The following is a 19,441-nucleotide window of genomic DNA, read 5'->3' as shown; positions in this document are numbered from 1 at the left end:
GGCGACCGATAAGGTCGCCTTTTTCTACACTAACTTTTCATTAGCCCAAGGCTGTAACTCTTCCAACACCTTTTCGACATCAATACGCGCCATATCTTCCTGACTGGCTTTATCTTCAGCTTGTGGTGGGCAAAAAGCGATATGATTCCCGTCTGAATTTATAGGTTGCCAACGTAGTGGTGTGGCAGAACGTTTACTTGGGAAGAAACCAATGGTTGGCACATCGATCGCCGCCGCAATATGTAACGGGCCGGTTGAGCCTGCGATAAACATATCGGCACAAGCAATCGAGCAAGAGAAATCAACCAATCCATCGTTGTTATCATAAAGCGCCGCATTTCTGCCGCGGCTAGCCATCAATTGCTGCAACTCAGCGGCTTTTTGTTCTTCACCTGGCCCTGCGGTTAATACCACTTCAAATTCACCCGCTAAACCACTGACAAGCTGTGCATACTGCTCTAAAGAAAGATTATTAGCTGAGCCACCACTACCAGCATGAACATAGACCCAAGGCTTGTTTACATCCAATTCGAGTTGTTGTGCCAGCTTGCCTTTTTGCTGCACTAACTGCTGTGAACTAAACGATAAGTAAGGCGCTGAAAGTTCAACGATAGGCTTGCCAATATCACTTAAAAAGGCGCGAATAAGATCTAGGTTGTATTCAAACTCTGGCTTAGCCGATTGAGAACGTTTTTGCTTAATGCGCTTGTTATAGAAAATCTGCGCGAGCTTAGTCGCGGGAGCTAAGCGATAAGGAACCTTGCCCTTCCAAACTAACTTGGCGTTATAAGAGGTAGAAAACAAGTTAATCGAAGCATCAAACTGTTCGTGACGAATCTGCTCAATCAGCTTTTTCTGCGCATGTTTTGAAGATTTCTTTGTCGGGTCGACCAGCACATGGTCAATCCATGGGCATAGCTCTGCAAGAGCAACCGTATAACTAGGTACCAGAGCTGTAATCTGACAATCTGGTAGCGAGGCTTTAAGCATGGCAAAGCTCGGCCATGCCAACATAAAGTCACCGATTTTGTCGTTTCTCACCACCAGTATTTTTTTCATCACTCAATCCACATCTATCTTTTGTTCCAATGATAACGGCTTCAGTGGGTAATTGTGAGCCTTTTTGTTAACATTGAAGGAGATGGAAAAATTAGAGACGCGCAAAGTGAGCCAAAAACGCCTATCCCGAGTCATCTATCCGGGAACATTTGATCCTATTACTAACGGACACCTAGATTTGATTGAACGTGCCGCAGATATGTTTGATGAAGTCATCATCGCCGTTGCAGCCAGCCCAAGTAAAAACACTATGTTTACCTTGGATGAGCGTGTTCAATTCGCTCAACAAGTCACAAAGCACCTAGACAACGTCAGCTCTAAGGGTTTTTCAGGCCTTATGGTCGACTTTGCCAAGCAAGAGCAAGCTAATGTCTTGATTCGTGGTCTGCGCACCACTGTCGACTTCGAGTACGAATTTGGCCTAACAAATATGTATCGCCGCCTTATGCCAGGATTAGAGAGCGTATTTTTGACCCCAGCCGAAGAGCATGCTTTTATCTCTTCAACCATAGTACGCGAGGTGGCTATTCACGGTGGTGACGTGACCAACTTCGTGCCAAAAGTAGTCGCGGAAGCGCTAAAAACCAAAGCGCATGTTTAATGGATAACTGAAGTTGCTCCGCGATAGTTGAAGAGTCAACTCTAGTTTTCCAGAAGGGCGGAGCCCGATCCCGCTTTCCCGCAGCGGAGCACTCCTGCCTTTATTTCTGACACTGACCACAAAAAAACGTATTGCGCTGACCGATCTTCTGCTCTTCGATGAGTTCACCACAGGTTGGGCATGGCTCACCTGATTTACCATAGACTTGCAGCTCCTGAGCAAAGTAGCCGGGTTTTCCATCAGCTTGAGCGAAGTCTTTTAGCGTCGTTCCACCTTGTTTGATTGCAGTATCCAGCACTCGCTTAATCTCTTTGACTAATAATACCCACTCTTTCGCTGTAAGCTTTCCAGCGGGTCGTGTTGGGTGGATACTGGAACTAAATAGCGATTCATTAGCGTAGATGTTGCCTACGCCAACCACGACTTTGTTATCCATAATAAATTGCTTTACCGCAACGCGCTTATTTGCGGCCTTTTCAGCAATATAATCGGCATTGAATTCAGGGGTTAGCGGCTCAGGCCCCATACTACCTAGTGCTGCATGAGTACCATCTTCTGTCCATAGCCAAGCGCCAAATCGTCTTGGATCGTTGTAGCGCAGCACCTTACCGTTAGTGAGTTTGAGATCAACATGATCATGTTTAGCCGGTGAGATCTCAGCATCCAAAACTCTTAGTGAGCCAGACATTCCAAGATGGACAATCGCGCTACCTGCATCTGTTTCAATTAATAAATACTTTGCTCGACGAGAAATGCCGCGAATGACCTGCCCTTCCATTTTTTTCAGCTCCGCAGGAATATCCCAACGCAGTTTCGGGGTGCGAAATGTCAGTTTAGCCACTGTTTGACCAATTAAGTGAGGTGAAATCCCCATTCGGCTTACTTCAACTTCAGGTAATTCAGGCATCTATTCTTCCTATCGCATGCAACACGTAGTGTGGATTTACTCAGGCATAAGATAGCGAGGTTCAACTGAAATGGCTATCCACTTATCTTGCCAGTTTTTCAGCAACCAAAATTGTGGGGTTTGGTAATAAGTGATCCTTTGTGGCTCTTCCTGATCTAAATACCAGGCTTCAATTGAACTGGGGCTACTAAGCTGAGGCTTTAAGCTATCGAAGTTATCTTGAGTCACTTCTGTGCCGACTAAATCAATCCAACGCTGGGCAAGTTCTTGTTCCGGAATAGCGGTATTGACAGTACTGCGCCAACGTCCTTGGTTTTTCTCCAGTGACCAATCAGAAAAATGTAATGCTTGTAACTCTGCCTGAGGGTTTAATAAATACGGATAAGGACTTTCAACCACCGTCGGCTCAAGTAGATAGGTTTTGATCAAAGTAGGAAGGTTAAGCAAAGCGATAAACGCGATAATGCCTAACATCAGGATATTGTTCCAACGTCTACGACGTGCAGGGGAAACTCGCATAGTGTCTAACTTCTCTGCCTTTAACTGACTCAAAAGTAGCAGAAAAGAGGTAGATAGGCGAGAACTGGAGAACTGGAGAACTGGAGAACTGGAGAACTGGAGAACTGGAGAACTGGAGAACTGGAGAACTGGAGAACTAACGTTGCTTGACCATGGTTAAAGTGTCAACTCTAGATTTCTCGCAGGGCGAAGCCCGATCTCGTTTTCCATAGCGCAGCGTTCCCGTTCTCTACGCAATAAAAAACCCAACCATATTGCTATGATTGGGTTTCAATTCACGCTTCCCGAAGGAAGTTCAAAGAAGAATTAATTACTTGATTTTAGCTTCTTTGTACATAACGTGCTGGCGAACTACTGGATCAAACTTTTTGATCTCAAATTTGCCTGGCATGTTACGTTTGTTCTTATCAGTCGTGTAGAAGTGACCAGTACCTGCAGAAGATACTAGACGGATTTTCTCACGTACGCCTTTCTTTGCCATTGTCTATTTCCTCTTAAACGTTTACGCCGTTTGCACGGATATCAACAAGAACAGCATCAATGCCTTTCTTATCGATGATACGCATACCTTTAGCAGATAGACGTAGTTTAACAAAACGTTTTTCGCTCTCTACCCAGAAACGATGAGTTTGTAGGTTCGGCAGAAAACGACGCTTAGTAGCATTGCGTGCGTGTGAACGGTTGTTACCCGTTACTGGACGCTTACCAGTTACTTGGCATACTCGTGACATGAATGTCTTCTCCAAAATCGTTTCAGCTCGATATCAACCTTGGTGGCCGAACCTCTCAGTTTCTAAATTAGAAGTTTGAGGTCTTATACCGCTATGGAAACCCATACAAGGCTATCAAAGGTCGCGCATTATACTAACTTGAGTAGCATTGCTCAAGACCCGAACAGATCCTTTTTACAGGTTTTCGTGATCTTTTTTAGGCAGAGCTGATTTATGTGCTAAAAAATGTCGGGGGATTGTAGCAGAAATTAGCGAACTCACAACTAAAAATGTGATTTAAATCCAACCGCGCTCCGCAAAGGAAACAATCTCTCCATCGCCAACCACAAAGTGGTCTAGCACGCGGATGTCCACCAGCGCTAACGCATCACTGATTCGGCGGGTTATTCGTCGATCGCTTTGGCTAGGCTCTGCAACGCCTGACGGGTGATTGTGCGCCAAAATCAAGGCCGCTGAATTGTGCTCTAAAGCACGCTTAACGACTTCTCTTGGGTAGACTGAAGCGGCATCTATCGTGCCTTGGAACAGCGGCTCTCCACATATTACCCGATGTTGATTGTCTAAAAAGAGCACAAAGAATTCTTCTCTCTGCTTATCTCTGAGCAGTCCAGATAGATAGAGTTTAGTTTGTTCAGGGCTAGTCAAGGCATTACCGCGCTTTAGCGTCTCAGCTAAGTAGCGTTGGGTCATTTCTAGTACTGCTTGCAGTTGAACATATTTAGCGACACCGAGTCCTTTGTGACGACAAAAAAGGTCTAAATCAGCAGAAAAAAGCGCTCTGAGTGAGCCAAATTCCTTAATCAAATGGTCTGATAGAGCCAGAACATTCATTCCTTGAGTACCCGTTCTTAAAAATATCGCCAGCAGTTCTGCATCCGTTAGCGATTGCGGGCCATGTGATAGAAGCTTTTCTCTAGGCATGGATTCTTTTGGTAAAGCGTTCATCTATATCCCATCAGTAATGAACTCAGCAAAAGTTAGAGTAAATAAAGAAGGCATCATAGATAAAACCGAGCAAGAAACAGTGCGATTAACTAAGCGAAGAGCTTGAAACACTGTAGCGATAGAGGTGTGGCAAACTTTGCACCAAATCAACTTTCAAATTTAATAACTCAGATAGCGACCCTAGGCACGTAAATATCAGCCGTGGTATCTTACGGGCAGAAATTTTAAGGAAGATCATCATGCAAACACTCGCAGGTAAAAAGATCCTATTAGGTATTAGTGGTGGTATCGCTGCTTACAAATGTGCCGAGCTGACTCGCCGCCTTATTGAACGTGGCGCGCAGGTTCAAGTGGTAATGACCAAAGCAGCTAAAGAATTTATTACCCCACTGACCATGCAGGCCGTCTCTGGCAGACCTGTCTCTGATAGCCTACTCGATCCTGCTGCAGAAGCCTCTATGGGCCATATCGAGCTTGCCAAATGGGCTGATCTTGTCCTACTTGCACCGGCAACCGCTGATCTAGTTGCCCGCATGAGCGCGGGTATGGGTAACGATTTACTCACGACATTAGTGCTTGCGACCGACTCACCCATTGCCGTCTCACCAGCAATGAATCAGCAGATGTATCGCAATATCGCCACCCAAGAGAACATCGCAACCCTTGCAAGTCGTGGTATGCATATTTGGGGGCCTGCGGCAGGCGAACAAGCGTGTGGGGATGTGGGCCCTGGGCGCATGTTAGAGCCAATGCAGCTCGTCGAGCGATGTGAACAGTTTTTTGCTGATAAGCCACTGAAAGGTAAATCCGTGGTGATTACGGCAGGCCCAACCCGTGAAGCAATCGACCCTGTGCGTTATATTTCTAACCATAGTTCTGGAAAAATGGGCTTTGCATTAGCGCAAGCTGCAGTGGCACAGGGAGCAAAAGTAACGCTCGTTTCTGGCCCAGTATCCTTAACGACACCAGCAGGTGTAGAGCGCATTGATGTCGACAGTGCGCAAAGCATGTATAACGCTGCCATAAAGCAAGCGAAAACTCATGACATCTTTATCGGCTGCGCCGCAGTTGCTGACTATCGCCCTGAATACATCGCCGAGCAAAAAATCAAAAAGAGCGATGATAGCGATCAAATGACCATCACTATGGTGAAGAATCCCGATATTATCGCTTCTGTCGCTGCTCTCAGTGAATCTCGACCATTTACCGTTGGGTTTGCTGCTGAAACTCAAGACGTAGAACACTACGCACGTACAAAGCTCAGCAAGAAGAATCTTGATATGATTTGTGCTAACGATGTCTCTGTCGAAGGGCAAGGCTTCAATAGCAACGACAACGCAATCACCGTATACTGGAAAGATGGTAAGCAATCACTTACCCTTGCATCGAAGCAACAAATTGCCTCGCAAATCATCATGACAATCGCGGACAAACTAGAAGCGTAAAGCTCATATTTATTCTCAAGAAGAACAAACCTTCGCGATAAATGGAATCGTCATAAGTTGTTGGCTTTGAGCTAATTTGCTCAAAGCTTTATTCAGAATGGTAACAATAAGGAAAAAGGTTCATGGCCGGAACAAGAAAAACCAACCGCCGAGATGAAATTTTGCAGGCATTGGCTGAAATGCTGGAGTCCAACGAAGGCGCTTCACGCATTACAACCGCAAAACTCGCTAAGCAAGTTGGCGTTTCAGAAGCCGCACTGTACAGACACTTTCCAAGTAAAGCGCGCATGTTCGAAGGCTTAATCGAGTTTATCGAAGAGTCTCTAATGTCGCGCATCAACCGTATTCTGGATGAAGAGAAAGACACTCTGACTCGAATTCGACTCGTACTACAATTGATTCTGGCCTTTGCTGAGCGTAATCCAGGTCTGAGCCGTATCTTGTCAGGTCACGCACTAATGTTTGAAAATGAACGCTTGCGCGACCGTATCAATCAACTATTTGAGCGTATTGAAACCTCTATCCGTCAGATCCTGCGTGAACGTATGCTGCGTGAAGGAAAGGCATTTCCTGTTGATGAGAAGGTATTGGCCGCCCAACTGCTTGGTCAGGTAGAAGGAAGCTTAAACCGATTCGTTCGCTCTGATTTTAAATACCAACCGACTGCAAACTTTGAAGAATACTGGGCACTGTTAAGCGCACAAATTAAGTAATCACTATGAGTAAAGATAAATACAATCAACCGCCTCCATTTACCCTTTCCTTACTACACCCGAGAAACTGGGGAGTTTGGCTCGGCTTTGGACTGCTCGCATTGATTGTTAATGTTCTCCCTTACCCTCTATTACTGCGCTTGGGGCAAAGCATCGGTCGTTTAGGGATGCGCTTTGGCAAATCCCGTGTACATGTCGCGAGAAGAAACTTCGAACTCGCTTTTCCAGACATGTCACAAAGTGAGATAGACAAAAGCGTTGCAGAAAACTTCAAAAATACCGGTATGGCCTTAATTGAAACTGGGATTACCTGGTTTTGGCCGACATGGCGCTTTAAACGTATTTTACAGACCAAAGACGTTGAAGAGCTAAAACGCTTAGATAAGGAAGGCAAAGGTGTCTTACTTTGTTGTGTTCATGCTCTCAATCTTGAGATCACCGCGCGTGCTTTTGGAGTATTGGGTTTGCAAGGCTATGGCGCTTACCGCCCGCACAGCAACCCTGCCTATGAATTCATTCAATACCGTGGTCGCACACGCAATGGCAACAAACTTATCTACCGTACCGACCTTAAGCAGATGATTCGCGTGTTACGTCAGGGGCATCGCTTATTCTATCTGCCAGATCAAGATTACGGTCACAACAAATCTGTGTTTGTGCCATTCTTTGCCGTTGAAGAAGCCTGCACCACAACAGGGACGAGCATTCTTGCTAACACCAGTAAGTGTGCCATTATCCCGGGCTCTGGCTTTAGAAACAGCCAAGGTAAGTACGAAATTATTGCCGATAAGAATATTGAGCCTGACTACCCGAAAAAAGATGAAACCGCCGCTGCGGCATATATGAATAAATTTGTCGAAGAGATTATTATGCGTGCTCCAGAACAGTGGATGTGGCTACACAAACGCTTCAAGTCGCTGCCAGATGAAACGCTAACCAACTCTCGTTATCAATAGAATAGGCCCTGCTGAATGAGCACCAATGAAAAAAACAGCATAGACAAACACCTGCACAACCCAACTTTTGAGTGGTCTTTCCTCCACCCTAAACATTGGGGCACTTGGATAGGTATCTTGTTTGCTGGGTTATTTGCTTTTATTCCATATCGCTTGCGTGACACGCTTGCACGCAAGTTATCCGTCTTTGCCGTGCGCAAAAATGGTCGTGTGGTGCGACGAGCTCGCGTCAACCTAAGATACTGTTTCCCTGAAAAGTCTGAGCAAGAACGTCAAGAGATCCTTGAAGAGACTTTCGTCAAGGCTACGCAATACCTGTTGGGTTACTCTGAATTTTTAGTGCGCTCAACCAAACACAACCAAAGCCGTGGCGTAATGATCGGTGAGGAAAACATCTTACCGCTGCTAGATGCTGGTGAGAACGTAATCATCCTAGCGCCTCATGCGTGGGCGGTTGACTACCCTGCCGTTATGCTTGCCGCGAAAGGTTATAAAGTCACCACCATTATGAAGCCACAGCGCAATCCAATTGGTGACTGGCTAATGCATGTTCAGCGCATGCAGTATGGTGGTCGTATCTTTGCCCGTGAAGCAGGGGTAAAACCTTTTGTGCGCTCAATTAAGGACGGTTATCTAGGTTATTGGTTACCAGACGAAGACTTTGGCGCTGCCAACTCTGTGTTTGTTCCTTTCTTTGGTACAGAGAAAGCCACACTAAAAGGTTTCGGTAAGATGGCTCGCCTATCTAAAGCAAAAGTCGTCCCTGTTCTGCCTGCCTACAACGATAAAACCGGTAAGTATGAAGTGCACATCTTACCTGCGCTTGAAAACTTCCCAACAGGCAATGAAGAGACCGATGCTCGTGCGATGAACCAAGCGATTGAAGATTTGGTTCGTCCACATCCAGAGCAATATATGTGGAACCTTTCTCTGCTAAAAACCCAACGCGATGGTCGTGAGATTTACGATAACTCACACTATGGCGATCGGGATGATATAGAGAGCTAGAGAGCTAGAGAGCTGGAGAGCTGGAGAGCTGGAGAGCTGGAGAGCTGGAGAGCTGGAGAGCTGGAGAGCTGGAGAGCTGGAGAGCTGGAGAGCTTCAAAAATGAAGGGTTGACGTGAAAGCGTCAACCCTTTTTATTTAGGAACGCTTCGCTATGGATTCGGGATGTGGGAACGAAAAAATTCTAAGGGCGAAGCCCGTTCCCAATTCTCGGAGCAAAGCGTTCCAAAGGACGAAATCCGGTCTTAGATGCCGTATTGAGCGCGGTACGCTTTTACTGCTTCCAGGTGCTCTGCGTCAGTACCTTTCTCCTCTAGGAAAGTGACTAGGTCAGTCAGGCTTACAATTGAAATAATCGCGCAGCCAAAGTCGCGCTCGACTTCTTGAATCGCCGACAGCTCGCCTTTACCTTTCTCTTGGCGGTCAATAGCAACCAACACACCCGCTAGATCCGCGCCGTTGGCTTTAATGATTTCCATTGATTCACGAATAGCCGTACCTGCGGTAATCACATCATCCACCAGCATGATACGACCTTCTAGCGCGCTACCGACTAGGTTACCGCCTTCACCGTGGTCTTTCGCTTCTTTACGGTTAAAGCAGTAAGGCGTATCTACATCGTGATGATCAGCCAGTGCAACCGCTGTAGTAGTCGCGATTGGAATACCTTTGTACGCAGGGCCAAACAGAACGTCGAATTCAATGCCAGAATCCGCTAGCGCTGCTGCGTAGAAGCGACCTAGACGCGCTAAGTCACGACCAGTATTGAAAAGACCAGCGTTAAAGAAGTACGGGCTCTTACGGCCAGACTTTAAAGTAAACTCGCCAAATTTTAGGACTTCTTTCTCTAGTGCAAACTCAATAAATTCACGCTGGTATGCTTTCATTACTTTCTCTCTAAATAAAAGGTCTAGTTGTCTAGACGGTTTATAAACAGTTCAAAACTTAGCCTTGGCCAAATTTTGATAAAAAAATAGCTTCCTAAAGAGGAAGCTATCTAAATCAATTTTCTAACGCCGCTTTCTGCGCCGCTACAATTTCGGTAATACCTTTGGTCGCCGACTCCAGTAGCTTCATCAGCTCAGCGTGAGTGAAGGGTTCGCCCTCTGCCGTGCCTTGAACTTCGATCATGCGACCATCTTCCGTCATCACAACATTCATATCGGTATCAGCTGCTGAATCTTCTGTGTACTCAAGGTCACACAGAATATCTTCACCTAGAATGCCCACGGAAACAGCCGCTACGTGACCTTTCATAGGATTCGCTTTTAGCTTGCCTTTCTCTACTAAGTGTTGGAATGCATCCGCCATTGCTACGCTTGCACCCGAAATAGATGCTGTACGTGTACCGCCGTCTGCCTGAATCACGTCACAGTCAACGGTCACCATGATTTCGCCCATTGCTTCTAGGTCAACTACCGCACGTAAGCTACGAGCAATCAGACGCTGAATTTCCATCGTACGACCACCTTGTTTGCCGCTTGCTGCTTCACGACGCATACGTGAGTGAGTCGAACGCGGTAGCATGCCGTACTCAGCCGTTACCCAGCCTTTACCCTGACCTTTTAGCCAACGTGGTACGTTTTCTTCAACGGTCGCATTACACAGCACTTTCGTGTTGCCGAATTCAACAAGCACAGAGCCTTCTGCATACGCAGTGTAGTTACGAGTAATTTTGATTGGGCGAACTTGATCCGCCTTGCGATCGTTTGGACGCATGGGCATCTACCTTATATGAAGGGGGAGACGAATTTGGTTGGAGCAGGATTATAGCGAAGTTTGGCAAACAAAGCTATTTGGATTGCGATGTCAAACTATCCTCCTTTGGCCAACCTTTGTGCTACTATTGCCTCGCGCTATTTTCAAAGATGATATACAGGAAAATTCGATGATCTACAGTATGACAGCCTACGCTCGTAAAGAAGTCAAAGGTGATTGGGGCACCGCCGTATGGGAAATCCGTAGCGTAAACCAACGCTACCTTGAAACCTACTTCCGCTTGCCAGAGCAGTTCCGTGGCCTAGAACCCGTGCTACGCGAGCGTTTTCGTAAACGTCTTGCGCGCGGCAAAGTGGAATGTGCACTGCGCTTTGAAGCTAACCCAGCTGCGAAAGGCGAGTTAAGCATCAACGAAAATCTAGCACAGCAAGTGATCAACGCCGCTAACCAAGTAATGCAGATGACGGGCGAAGAAAGCCGTCTTAATCCATTCCAAGTCATGAACTGGCCGGGTGTTATGGAAACCTCTGAGCAAGATATGGATGCAGTAAACAAAGACCTGCTAGGTGCATTTGACGAAGCTGTGAGCGAATTTATTGAAGCGCGTGGCCGTGAAGGTGAAAACATGAAGGCGCTTATCGTCCAGCGCTTAGATGCGATCACTGACGAAGTAGTTAAAGTACGTGCGCGAATGCCTGAAATTTTAGAGTGGCAGCGTGAGCGTCTGTTCTCGAAGTTTGAAGAAGCGAAAATTGAGCTTGATTCATCGCGCGTTGAGCAAGAGCTGATCCTTCTAGCACAAAAATCTGACGTAGCAGAAGAGCTAGACCGCCTAGACTCGCATGTAAAAGAAGCAACTAACATCCTGAAGAAAGGTGGCGCTTGTGGCCGCCGTCTAGACTTCATGATGCAAGAGTTCAACCGTGAATCAAACACACTAGCGTCTAAATCAATCAGCACAGATATCACTGCGTCAGGCGTTGAGCTGAAAGTTCTAATTGAACAGATGCGCGAGCAGATCCAGAACATCGAGTAATCTGATCTAACCAAATTTAAAGCCCTGCAATGCAGGGCTTTTTTTATATCGAATAGCCCACTTGCTTCAATACTCTAAACCCAATAATCTAATCGGGTTATTTGTAACCTAGATTCTTCCCTATGGCCTCGTCTCCTTGCTATATCTTGCAACTGAATGTCCCTATCAGGTTCTACCCTCAACGAAATCACTTGGTGATTGACGAGCAAGAGGTTCATTTAGAGCCACTGCAGGCTCGGCTACTTAACTACTTAATCGACTGCAAAGGTCAGGTGGTCAGCACTCAACAAATCGCTGAATCCGTTTGGCAGCGTAGCCACGTCTCGGACAATCTAGTTAGGCAGGTCATTAGCCAGTTGAGAAGTCACTTACAAGATAACTCTCGGCCATACCAAGTGATTCAAACCATTCCAAAGCAGGGCTATCTTTTTGATATCAGGGTTACTCAAGAGGATGAGCCTACACCAGATGCGTCGGTTGAAGGTCTAGAGGTATCTAATGCCAGCATAAAGGCGCCTGCCAAGAATAAACGGGGAATCTACCTCGCTCTCGCAAGTATCTGTTTAGCTGTACTGGCAACTCTACTGCTCGTCACCAACAAGCAAATACAACTCAATACCAACCCTACAGAGATACAAACACAGACCATTCCCGTTTATATCCACGAACTGACACTGGATTCGAGCCAAGATTACCCCATGGCTGAGAGCGTGTTTAATTACCTGTTTTATGGATTAAATTCAGCACGCAGTATTACCGGCTATCATTTCTCTCAGTTAGCTCAGCAAGATCAAGAAAACTTGGTGCGACAAGGGGTTGAAATTAAAGGTTGGATAAAACATGTAGAGCAAGACTACCTTCTCACCTTAATCGTTCAAAACCACCAACACCCTGAACTCAATCATAAAATCGAGCAGACATTTAATGAAGGCTCATTCTTTGATGCCATTGGTGATGTGGTGCTAGAGGTTAAAGCTGTCGTTGCTCCAAATACAGCTGACTATCAAGCGGCAAATCATCGAGTTACCTCAATCGAAAACTTTGATGACTGGAAAGCGATCTCAGCTGGGATTTCCCTCTTTTATCAAGGTAAAGGAGGGGAGGCTTTCAAGCCTATCACGAAGCAACTTCAACAGATTCAGCAACAAGGCCGTGACAACTACTTGGTCAATGCTCTGTTGTCATATGCGGCTTCTCTCGACTATCTAGAAGGTCAAAACCAGAAGAGTCAATCACAGTCACTCGTCTTGGCTAAACAAGCATTTGAGATGAATCCGCGCTGCGACATCGCCAATCTGACGCTGGGTTTGGCGCTACTGATCAACAACCAGCACGATCAGTCATACCCTTACCTCTTTTACGCTGCTGAAAGCACCCCGAGCCCGATCAGTTACTATCTGCTTAGTGTTACCGAGCAAAGTGCAAACAACCCTAAAAGCTCGCAATACAACTACCAGCGTTTTGAAAGCCTACAGAAAGAGAACAAAGGACAACTGTTTGATCTTATTGAATCTTCACAAAAAGCAAACCTCTTCTAAACCTCAAACTTTGTCAAACTCTAAGCCTTACTCCACCCTTGAACTGGTAAGGCTTTAAGCCTATTAAGCCCTAGCTCTCTGTACTTAGAAAAGTAGGGATTTTGTGTGCTTTAAAATCAAGTTGCCTTGCATCAAACATGAACAAAACCGCTCTTAGCATACTAGCGAGCAATTCAGTTTCATCCGTTTAGGGTACAAGTTCATGTTGAAAAAACTCGCTTATCAAATCATTCCAGTCCAAATATTTCTGTTTGTATTTTGGTTCAAGAACGGCTTCATCGACAAAGTGATGGGGGTCTTACTGGGCGTAATAACGCCAGAAACCGCCTATGCAGGTGATACATGGTCTGGCTGGAAAGGTTATATCGTCGGAACATGGGACAAAAGCCAAGTCGGCCACGTGTTTCTTAGCCCAACGTTCGACTTTATGTTTCCTATTTTGATTGTGTTGCAGTGCTTGCCATTTGTTCTAGTTATTCGCTCTGTGCTCAACGGCGAGTTTATGGCTAACAAACAAAGACCTTGGCTGCGTTATTCTGCAATCGCGTCACTGTTTGTCACTGGTTGTATGGCGTTGACTCAAACTCTTTCAGGGGCGAGTGACGGCCAATACCTATGGCAGTTTATGGGCTTTAGCATGGTGGCGCTTATGTATATCCGCCACGAAGAGCAACACTAAAACAAATACCCCGCTTCACTCGCGGGGCATTTTAGTCTAAATAGCTACTCATCTTTCTCTAAGGTGTTTCTATCCACGTAAGGCCAGTAATGGTGCCCAAATCGAATCACCATAGTAGCAACGGCTAGAATCAATGCCGCGACAGACAACCACACCACTAGGGTCGCATCCATCTCTTTCATTCCTAAAGTGATGTAACGAGCAATGGCCATCATGGCGATATAGATCGGGTATCTCACTGGAATCTTACCGTTCATCACAAACTGCTTAACCATGGCAAGCACTTCGAGATAGATAAACATCAGCAGAATATCGGTAAGAAGAACACGCTTCTCAGTAAACACATGCAAAAACTCTTCAACCATGGCGTACAAAGTAGCGAGCGTAATCGCCACCAAGAGCACTGCCTCTAGAGCGTGAAAGATCTTGAGAAACGGTTTACTAAACGACTGAGGTAAGTGAGAAGGCATGCGTTGTTTCCAAAACAATCCAATTGATTGAAAAACAGTTTATCACGAGGAAGGCGAAAAAGAGTTGGCAAACATTCATCCTTTAGTCGATGTTGCCAACTCCTCTAACAATTACAGTAGCAGCAAGTAGGCTAAGAAAATAGCAGACAGAGCGTAAATCACTGGGTGAACCTGCTTACCTTTACCCGCGACAACCATAGTGAAGGCATAGCTGATAAAGCCCATCGCCATACCATTGGCAGGCGAAAAGCTCAGCACGGTGAACATAATGGTAAAGAATGAAGCAATGCGAGACTCTTTCTTCTCCCAGTCAATCTGGCCTAAGCGACCTATCATGTAGATGCCCACCACGACCATAGCCGGAGCAACCATAGCCGCCGAGAAAATAGAGAACAGAGGGTACAAAAACAGTGAAACAAGGAACAAACCCGACACCACAACCGCCGCTAGACCTGTTTTCGCACCTTGAGACGAAGCAATACCCGACTCAGAGAACGCAGTAATCGAGGTTGTACCAAGAACCGAGCCAATCACAGTTCCCCCTGCATCAGCTACCAGAGCAGATCGAGCGTTAGGTACTTTGCCATCTTTGTCGATAATACCTGCATCACGGCCAACACCCACTATAGTGCTCATGCCATCAAAGAAATCGACAATCAGAAAAATAACCACAACAAACAGCAGATCGAACATCTTGTCTGCAGTTAAACCAGAGAAATCAAACACGGCACCAAACGTACTCGCCATGCTTGGCGGTGCCGTCACGATTTGCTCAGGGATTGGTGCATTGCTTGTTCCCATCACCATATCAGCGATAACAGTTAGTAATATCGCACTGACAAACGAGATAAAGGTCGCCAGCTTGATGTCACGAACCATACAGCCCAAGGCAATAAAAATACTGATGTAGGCAATGATGACTTGAGGGTCAGTGATATTACCCATACCGACCAAAACAAACTTGTTCTCAACGATGATGCCCGCGTTCTTTAAACCTAAAAAGGCGATAAACAGACCAAGCGATACTGTGATGGCGTTCTTCAGATCGTTAGGAATCGACTCTATCAAGGATTTACGAATATTGGTCAGGGAGAGGAGCAGATAAAGCACACCTGATAAAAAGATGCCAAATAGGGCTTCGTTCCACACGAGCGCAACCGAGCCGCTGAGTAGCATCCCTTTAAAGAAACCATTCATACTCATGCCAGGCGCAAGCATAACTGGGTAATTACCCCAAACACCCATAATGAAAGTCGCGATTGCCGCAGCCAGTGCTGTTGCTGTAAAGACTGCGCCTTTATCCATCCCAGGAATACCGCCCAAAATGGCAGGGTTAACCGCCAAAATATAGCTCATTGCTAAAAAGGTAATAAAGCCAGCGTATAGCTCGGTACCTAAGGTTGTTTTACGCTCAGCAATTTTAAATACTGAATTCAGCACACCAGACTGACTCTGGGCTTTTAGAGTTGATTCGAGACTCACAATGAAACCTTTACAAGTGGGGTAAACAGTAAACGGGTTCAATGCTGCAAAAAGAGATGGCGCATAAGCTACTGTAGTCACTAAGGTAGGCTCAGTGGTAGAAACGTCCAATCCATTTTATTAGACATATACAGCATTTAATCGTTTGCGCGGATTGTAAGGATCTCGAATAAAAACTCAACGCTTTTCTCGGTTAAATATACAAAAATAGCAAACGATTGCCTTAGGCGATAAATCTGTTGAATATCCCCTTAGTTCTCAACAAGTGAAAGCGGTGACAATTAAGCCCTTATTGCAAGTTGTCCTAAATAGGCGATTTATGCTACTCTTCGCCTCCATTTTTCTGGCCTAAATTTCACCACTTCGGTGTTTCTATGTGGTCAGTGCTATCTTTAAACATGTCGGTATTATCTACTGGCAGTAATCAAACCAAATGTGGGATCGTACCTATGGGTAAAGGCACTCTATATATCGTATCTGCACCAAGTGGTGCTGGAAAATCTAGTCTGATTTCAGCCATGCTAGAAACTAACCCAACCTACGCGATGAAAGTGTCGGTCTCTCATACCACTCGCGGTATGCGCCCTGGCGAGCAAGATGGTGTTCATTACCACTTCGTACAAAAAGAGCACTTTGAAGAGCTGATTGAGAAAAGTGAATTCCTTGAATATGCCGAAGTGTTTGGCAACTACTACGGCACGTCTCGTGTTTGGATTGAAGAAAACCTCGATAAAGGCATCGATGTGTTCCTAGATATTGACTGGCAAGGCGCTCGTCAGATTCGTGAACAAATGCCTTTGGCAAAAAGCCTGTTTATCCTGCCGCCTTCAAATGGTGAGCTGGAGCGTCGCCTTAACGCTCGTGGACAAGACAGCGATGCAGTGATTGCTAAGCGTATGGCTGAAGCAAAATCAGAAATCTCACACTACAGTGAGTACGACTACGTGATCATCAACGATGATTTCGACACTGCTCTGATGGACTTTAAAGCCATCATCCGCGCAGAAAGATTGAAGCAAGACAAGCAAGCTGCTAAATATAAAGGCATGCTTGATGCGCTTTTAGCTGAGTAAATAGCAGGAAACACAAACAGATCCTAGACACTAGGAACTGTCAGCCTGTATAATTTCTCGTCATTCAAAATTTTAGTTAACTAATTTGGAGTTCTCATGGCACGCGTAACTGTTCAAGACGCTGTTGAAAAAGTTGGCAACCGTTTCGACCTAGTTCTAATTGCGGCACGCCGCGCTCGTCAAATGCAAACTGGTGGCAAAGATTCACTAGTGCCAGAAGAGAATGATAAGCAAACGGTTATCGCTCTACGCGAAATCGAAGAAGGTCTTATCACTAAAGAGATTCTTGATGCACGTGAGCGTCAAGAGCAGCAAGAGCAAGAAGCCGCTGAACTAGCAGCTGTAAGCAGCATTGCTCACAGCCGTTAATTAGACCTTCTCGTCACTACAACTATCTTCCGGGCCTAAAGTTTGTATCTATTCGATAGCCTAAAAGACGTTGCCCAAGAATACCTAACAGAGCCTCAAATTGAGGCTCTGCGTCAATCTTATGTGGTAGCGAAAGATGCCCATGAAGGGCAAACCCGCTCTAGCGGTGAACCTTATATCATCCACCCTGTTGCTGTTGCTCGTATCTTGGCTGAAATGCGCCTTGATATTGAAACCCTGCAAGCAGCCCTACTTCACGACGTTATTGAAGATACTGAAGTCACCAAAGAAGAGCTTGAAGCTCAATTTGGTAATACCGTTGCAGAACTGGTGGATGGCGTTTCTAAGCTTGATAAGCTTAAGTTTCGCGATCGCAAGGAAGCTCAGGCAGAAAACTTCCGCAAGATGGTGCTTGCCATGGTGCAAGACATCCGCGTTATTCTGATTAAGCTTGCTGACCGTACGCACAACATGCGCACGCTCGGCGCTCTTCGTCCAGACAAGAAGCGTCGTATCGCTCGCGAAACCTTAGAAATCTATTCTCCATTGGCGCACCGCCTTGGTATCCACAATATTAAAACTGAGCTAGAAGAGCTTGGTTTTGAAGCGCTCTACCCGAACCGTTATCGCGTTCTTAAAGAGGTAGTTAAAGCCGCCCGTGGTAACCGTAAAGAGATGATTCAACGTATCCATGATGAGATAGAAGGTCGCCTTGAAGAAGTCGGCCTTAAAGCACGTGTTTTTGGTCGTGAGAAAAACCTCTTCTCCATCTACAACAAGATGAAGACCAAAGAGCAGCGCTTCCATACCATCATGGATATCTACGCTTTCCGTGTCGTCGTCAACAATGCCGATACTTGTTATCGCGTGCTTGGTCAGGTACATAGCCTGTACAAGCCACGTCCAGGTCGGATGAAAGACTACATCGCAGTACCGAAAGCGAACGGCTATCAATCTATCCATACTTCAATGGTTGGCCCTCATGGTGTTCCGGTTGAAGTTCAGATCCGTACCGAAGATATGGATCAAATGGCGGATAAAGGGGTTGCGGCTCACTGGTCTTACAAAGGCAACGGTGAGCGAACAGGCACTACAGCGCAAGTCAAAGCTCAGCGCTGGATGCAAAGCCTACTTGAGCTACAGCAAAGCGCGGGTAACTCATTCGAATTCATCGAAAACGTTAAGTCAGATCTGTTCCCAGATGAGATTTACGTCTTTACGCCGAAAGGCCGCATTGTTGAGTTGCCAGTGGGTGCTACCGCAGTAGACTTCGCTTATGCAGTACATACCGATGTGGGTAATACCTGTGTTGGTGCTCGTGTTGATCGCAACCCTTATCCACTGAGTAAATCGCTGAAAAACGGTCAGACGATTGAAATCATCAGTGCTCCGGGTGCGCGTCCTAATGCTGCATGGCTCAACTACGTGGTGACGTCTCGTGCGCGTACTAAGATCCGTCAGGTTCTGAAAACCATGCGCCGCGAAGAGTCGATTACCTTAGGTCGTCGCCTGCTTAACCATGCCTTAGGCGAGCTTTCTCTATCAGATATCGATGAAGAGAACATCAACCATGTTCTGACCGACCTAAAAGTAGAGTCAATCGACGATCTACTGGCCGATATTGGTCTAGGCGAGCTGATGAGCATCGTCATTGCACGTCGCTTATTGGGCGATGCAGATGAGTTGACTGAAGTTGAGAGCAATAACGAAGGTAAGAAGAAACTGCCGATCCGCGGTGCGGAAGGTATTTTGCTGACGTTCGCTAACTGTTGTCACCCAATCCCAGACGACCACATTATCGCTCATGTTTCACCGGGCCGAGGCTTAGTTGTTCACCGCGAAATGTGTCCGAATGTACGCGGTTATCAGAAAGAGCCGGATAAGTACATGGCGGTGGAATGGTCTGATGATTACGACAAAGAGTTCATCACCGAAGTCACTGTCGATGTACAAAATCGTCAAGGCGCACTCGCAGAGCTGACTAACGTTATTTCAAAGACGGGTTCCAACATTCACGGACTTTCAACAGAAGAACGTGATGGTCGCTTGTACACAGTAACAGTACTGCTAACGACCAAAGATCGTGTTCACCTTGCTGGCATTATGCGTAAGATTAAAGCTATGCCACAGACGCTTAAAGTCCGTCGCCGCAAGAACTAACCGTTTGATTTGAATATCTAACTGCCCTTGAAA

At 46.0% G+C, this 19,441-nt stretch carries 21 protein-coding genes and 1 riboswitch; of the genes, 11 read left to right on the top strand and 10 right to left on the bottom strand.

Features of this window, described 5'->3' with window-relative positions; translation table 11 throughout:
* Positions 1-24 precede the first annotated feature (24 nt).
* Positions 25-1,059: a glycosyltransferase family 9 protein gene (locus LYZ37_RS00575; RefSeq protein WP_272786078.1), complete on the bottom strand. Its 1,035-nt coding sequence runs from the start codon at positions 1,057-1,059 to the stop codon at positions 25-27.
* A gap of 106 nt (positions 1,060-1,165) precedes the next feature.
* Here LYZ37_RS00575 and coaD point away from each other — a divergent pair, with 106 nt between their 5' ends.
* On the top strand, positions 1,166-1,660 hold the full coding sequence (coaD, locus tag LYZ37_RS00570) for a pantetheine-phosphate adenylyltransferase (RefSeq protein ID WP_004742888.1): 495 nt from the start codon (positions 1,166-1,168) through the stop codon (positions 1,658-1,660).
* A 100-nt stretch (positions 1,661-1,760) separates the two neighbouring features.
* Here coaD and mutM read toward each other — a convergent pair whose 3' ends face one another.
* The 5 genes from mutM to radC form a co-directional block, all read right to left on the bottom strand.
* Positions 1,761-2,567, bottom strand: coding sequence for a bifunctional DNA-formamidopyrimidine glycosylase/DNA-(apurinic or apyrimidinic site) lyase (gene mutM / locus LYZ37_RS00565; RefSeq protein ID WP_272786077.1), 807 nt, complete (start codon positions 2,565-2,567; stop codon positions 1,761-1,763).
* A gap of 36 nt (positions 2,568-2,603) precedes the next feature.
* Positions 2,604-3,086, bottom strand: a complete 483-nt coding sequence (locus tag LYZ37_RS00560; protein ID WP_272786076.1) for a hypothetical protein — start codon at positions 3,084-3,086, stop codon at positions 2,604-2,606.
* Positions 3,087-3,396: 310 nt separating this feature from the next.
* Positions 3,397-3,567: a 50S ribosomal protein L33 gene (gene rpmG / locus LYZ37_RS00555; protein WP_004410866.1), complete on the bottom strand. Its 171-nt coding sequence runs from the start codon at positions 3,565-3,567 to the stop codon at positions 3,397-3,399.
* A 13-nt stretch (positions 3,568-3,580) separates the two neighbouring features.
* Positions 3,581-3,817: a 50S ribosomal protein L28 gene (rpmB, locus tag LYZ37_RS00550; RefSeq protein WP_004743834.1), complete on the bottom strand. Its 237-nt coding sequence runs from the start codon at positions 3,815-3,817 to the stop codon at positions 3,581-3,583.
* A 276-nt stretch (positions 3,818-4,093) separates the two neighbouring features.
* Entirely contained in the window at positions 4,094-4,762 is a 669-nt protein-coding gene (gene radC, locus LYZ37_RS00545) for a RadC family protein (protein WP_272786075.1), read from the bottom strand.
* A gap of 239 nt (positions 4,763-5,001) precedes the next feature.
* Between radC and coaBC the strand changes: the two genes are divergently transcribed.
* The 4 genes from coaBC (at position 5,002) to lpxM (ending at position 8,884) form a co-directional block, all read left to right on the top strand.
* Complete coding sequence (gene coaBC, locus LYZ37_RS00540; RefSeq protein ID WP_272786074.1) at positions 5,002-6,207, top strand: bifunctional phosphopantothenoylcysteine decarboxylase/phosphopantothenate--cysteine ligase CoaBC; 1,206 nt, start codon at positions 5,002-5,004, stop codon at positions 6,205-6,207.
* 122 nt (positions 6,208-6,329) lie between these two features.
* Positions 6,330-6,920 carry a nucleoid occlusion factor SlmA gene (slmA, locus tag LYZ37_RS00535; RefSeq protein ID WP_004743839.1) on the top strand — a complete coding sequence of 197 codons (591 nt, stop codon included), beginning with the start codon at positions 6,330-6,332 and terminating at the stop codon, positions 6,918-6,920.
* Between the two features lie 5 nt (positions 6,921-6,925).
* The gene (locus tag LYZ37_RS00530; protein ID WP_272786073.1) at positions 6,926-7,876 is read left to right on the top strand and encodes a Kdo(2)-lipid IV(A) acyltransferase; all 951 of its coding nucleotides are present in this window, start codon (positions 6,926-6,928) and stop codon (positions 7,874-7,876) included.
* 15 nt (positions 7,877-7,891) lie between these two features.
* Complete coding sequence (gene lpxM / locus LYZ37_RS00525) at positions 7,892-8,884, top strand: lauroyl-Kdo(2)-lipid IV(A) myristoyltransferase (protein WP_272786071.1); 993 nt, start codon at positions 7,892-7,894, stop codon at positions 8,882-8,884.
* Between the two features lie 243 nt (positions 8,885-9,127).
* Here lpxM and pyrE read toward each other — a convergent pair whose 3' ends face one another.
* The gene (gene pyrE, locus LYZ37_RS00520; RefSeq protein WP_239826871.1) at positions 9,128-9,769 is read right to left on the bottom strand and encodes an orotate phosphoribosyltransferase; all 642 of its coding nucleotides are present in this window, start codon (positions 9,767-9,769) and stop codon (positions 9,128-9,130) included.
* Positions 9,770-9,884: 115 nt separating this feature from the next.
* A complete protein-coding gene (rph, locus tag LYZ37_RS00515) occupies positions 9,885-10,601 on the bottom strand; it encodes a ribonuclease PH (RefSeq protein WP_004410877.1) in 717 nt (238 codons plus the stop codon).
* A 169-nt stretch (positions 10,602-10,770) separates the two neighbouring features.
* Here rph and LYZ37_RS00510 point away from each other — a divergent pair, with 169 nt between their 5' ends.
* The 3 genes from LYZ37_RS00510 to LYZ37_RS00500 all read left to right on the top strand — a co-directional run bounded on the left by LYZ37_RS00510 (position 10,771) and on the right by LYZ37_RS00500 (position 13,854).
* Complete coding sequence (locus tag LYZ37_RS00510; protein ID WP_239852469.1) at positions 10,771-11,637, top strand: YicC/YloC family endoribonuclease; 867 nt, start codon at positions 10,771-10,773, stop codon at positions 11,635-11,637.
* A 122-nt stretch (positions 11,638-11,759) separates the two neighbouring features.
* Positions 11,760-13,175, top strand: a complete 1,416-nt coding sequence (locus tag LYZ37_RS00505) for a winged helix-turn-helix domain-containing protein (protein ID WP_272786070.1) — start codon at positions 11,760-11,762, stop codon at positions 13,173-13,175.
* 202 nt (positions 13,176-13,377) lie between these two features.
* Complete coding sequence (locus tag LYZ37_RS00500; protein WP_272786069.1) at positions 13,378-13,854, top strand: hypothetical protein; 477 nt, start codon at positions 13,378-13,380, stop codon at positions 13,852-13,854.
* A gap of 44 nt (positions 13,855-13,898) precedes the next feature.
* Here the strand turns inward: LYZ37_RS00500 and LYZ37_RS00495 are convergent, their stop codons facing one another.
* Both LYZ37_RS00495 and LYZ37_RS00490 read right to left on the bottom strand, forming a co-directional pair.
* On the bottom strand, positions 13,899-14,324 hold the full coding sequence (locus LYZ37_RS00495; RefSeq protein WP_272786068.1) for a phosphate-starvation-inducible protein PsiE: 426 nt from the start codon (positions 14,322-14,324) through the stop codon (positions 13,899-13,901).
* A gap of 111 nt (positions 14,325-14,435) precedes the next feature.
* Entirely contained in the window at positions 14,436-15,806 is a 1,371-nt protein-coding gene (locus LYZ37_RS00490; RefSeq protein ID WP_069667880.1) for an NCS2 family permease, read from the bottom strand.
* 54 nt (positions 15,807-15,860) lie between these two features.
* Positions 15,861-15,960, bottom strand: a riboswitch (purine riboswitch).
* A gap of 295 nt (positions 15,961-16,255) precedes the next feature.
* On the opposite strand from LYZ37_RS00490, the gene gmk reads away from it, so the two are divergent.
* The 3 genes from gmk to spoT all read left to right on the top strand — a co-directional run bounded on the left by gmk (position 16,256) and on the right by spoT (position 19,408).
* A complete protein-coding gene (gene gmk, locus LYZ37_RS00485; protein ID WP_004746077.1) occupies positions 16,256-16,879 on the top strand; it encodes a guanylate kinase in 624 nt (207 codons plus the stop codon).
* A 96-nt stretch (positions 16,880-16,975) separates the two neighbouring features.
* Positions 16,976-17,248 (top strand): DNA-directed RNA polymerase subunit omega, encoded by a 273-nt coding sequence (gene rpoZ, locus LYZ37_RS00480; RefSeq protein WP_004410883.1) that lies wholly within the window; start codon positions 16,976-16,978, stop codon positions 17,246-17,248.
* 42 nt (positions 17,249-17,290) lie between these two features.
* Positions 17,291-19,408 (top strand): bifunctional GTP diphosphokinase/guanosine-3',5'-bis pyrophosphate 3'-pyrophosphohydrolase, encoded by a 2,118-nt coding sequence (gene spoT, locus LYZ37_RS00475; RefSeq protein WP_272786067.1) that lies wholly within the window; start codon positions 17,291-17,293, stop codon positions 19,406-19,408.
* Positions 19,409-19,441 lie beyond the last annotated feature (33 nt).

Origin of the sequence: Vibrio tubiashii, assembly GCF_028551255.1 — a bacterium.
Lineage (GTDB): Bacteria > Pseudomonadota > Gammaproteobacteria > Enterobacterales > Vibrionaceae > Vibrio > Vibrio tubiashii_B.
This window is presented reverse-complemented; position numbering and strand designations above follow the sequence as displayed.

What these genes read in the sequence shown, in the direction of transcription:
- radC (WP_272786075.1), bottom strand. Translation starts at nt 4,762, where the DNA reads ATGAACGCTTTACCAAAAGAATCCATGCCTAGAGAAAAGCTTCTATCA.
- pyrE (WP_239826871.1), bottom strand. Translation starts at nt 9,769, where the DNA reads ATGAAAGCATACCAGCGTGAATTTATTGAGTTTGCACTAGAGAAAGAA.
- LYZ37_RS00510 (WP_239852469.1), top strand. Translation starts at nt 10,771, where the DNA reads ATGATCTACAGTATGACAGCCTACGCTCGTAAAGAAGTCAAAGGTGAT.
- lpxM (WP_272786071.1), top strand. Translation starts at nt 7,892, where the DNA reads ATGAGCACCAATGAAAAAAACAGCATAGACAAACACCTGCACAACCCA.
- gmk (WP_004746077.1), top strand. Translation starts at nt 16,256, where the DNA reads ATGGGTAAAGGCACTCTATATATCGTATCTGCACCAAGTGGTGCTGGA.
- rpmG (WP_004410866.1), bottom strand. Translation starts at nt 3,567, where the DNA reads ATGGCAAAGAAAGGCGTACGTGAGAAAATCCGTCTAGTATCTTCTGCA.
- LYZ37_RS00505 (WP_272786070.1), top strand. Translation starts at nt 11,760, where the DNA reads ATGGCCTCGTCTCCTTGCTATATCTTGCAACTGAATGTCCCTATCAGG.
- LYZ37_RS00500 (WP_272786069.1), top strand. Translation starts at nt 13,378, where the DNA reads ATGTTGAAAAAACTCGCTTATCAAATCATTCCAGTCCAAATATTTCTG.
- mutM (WP_272786077.1), bottom strand. Translation starts at nt 2,567, where the DNA reads ATGCCTGAATTACCTGAAGTTGAAGTAAGCCGAATGGGGATTTCACCT.
- rpoZ (WP_004410883.1), top strand. Translation starts at nt 16,976, where the DNA reads ATGGCACGCGTAACTGTTCAAGACGCTGTTGAAAAAGTTGGCAACCGT.
- rpmB (WP_004743834.1), bottom strand. Translation starts at nt 3,817, where the DNA reads ATGTCACGAGTATGCCAAGTAACTGGTAAGCGTCCAGTAACGGGTAAC.
- LYZ37_RS00495 (WP_272786068.1), bottom strand. Translation starts at nt 14,324, where the DNA reads ATGCCTTCTCACTTACCTCAGTCGTTTAGTAAACCGTTTCTCAAGATC.
- LYZ37_RS00560 (WP_272786076.1), bottom strand. Translation starts at nt 3,086, where the DNA reads ATGCGAGTTTCCCCTGCACGTCGTAGACGTTGGAACAATATCCTGATG.
- rph (WP_004410877.1), bottom strand. Translation starts at nt 10,601, where the DNA reads ATGCGTCCAAACGATCGCAAGGCGGATCAAGTTCGCCCAATCAAAATT.
- LYZ37_RS00575 (WP_272786078.1), bottom strand. Translation starts at nt 1,059, where the DNA reads ATGAAAAAAATACTGGTGGTGAGAAACGACAAAATCGGTGACTTTATG.
- slmA (WP_004743839.1), top strand. Translation starts at nt 6,330, where the DNA reads ATGGCCGGAACAAGAAAAACCAACCGCCGAGATGAAATTTTGCAGGCA.
- LYZ37_RS00530 (WP_272786073.1), top strand. Translation starts at nt 6,926, where the DNA reads ATGAGTAAAGATAAATACAATCAACCGCCTCCATTTACCCTTTCCTTA.
- coaBC (WP_272786074.1), top strand. Translation starts at nt 5,002, where the DNA reads ATGCAAACACTCGCAGGTAAAAAGATCCTATTAGGTATTAGTGGTGGT.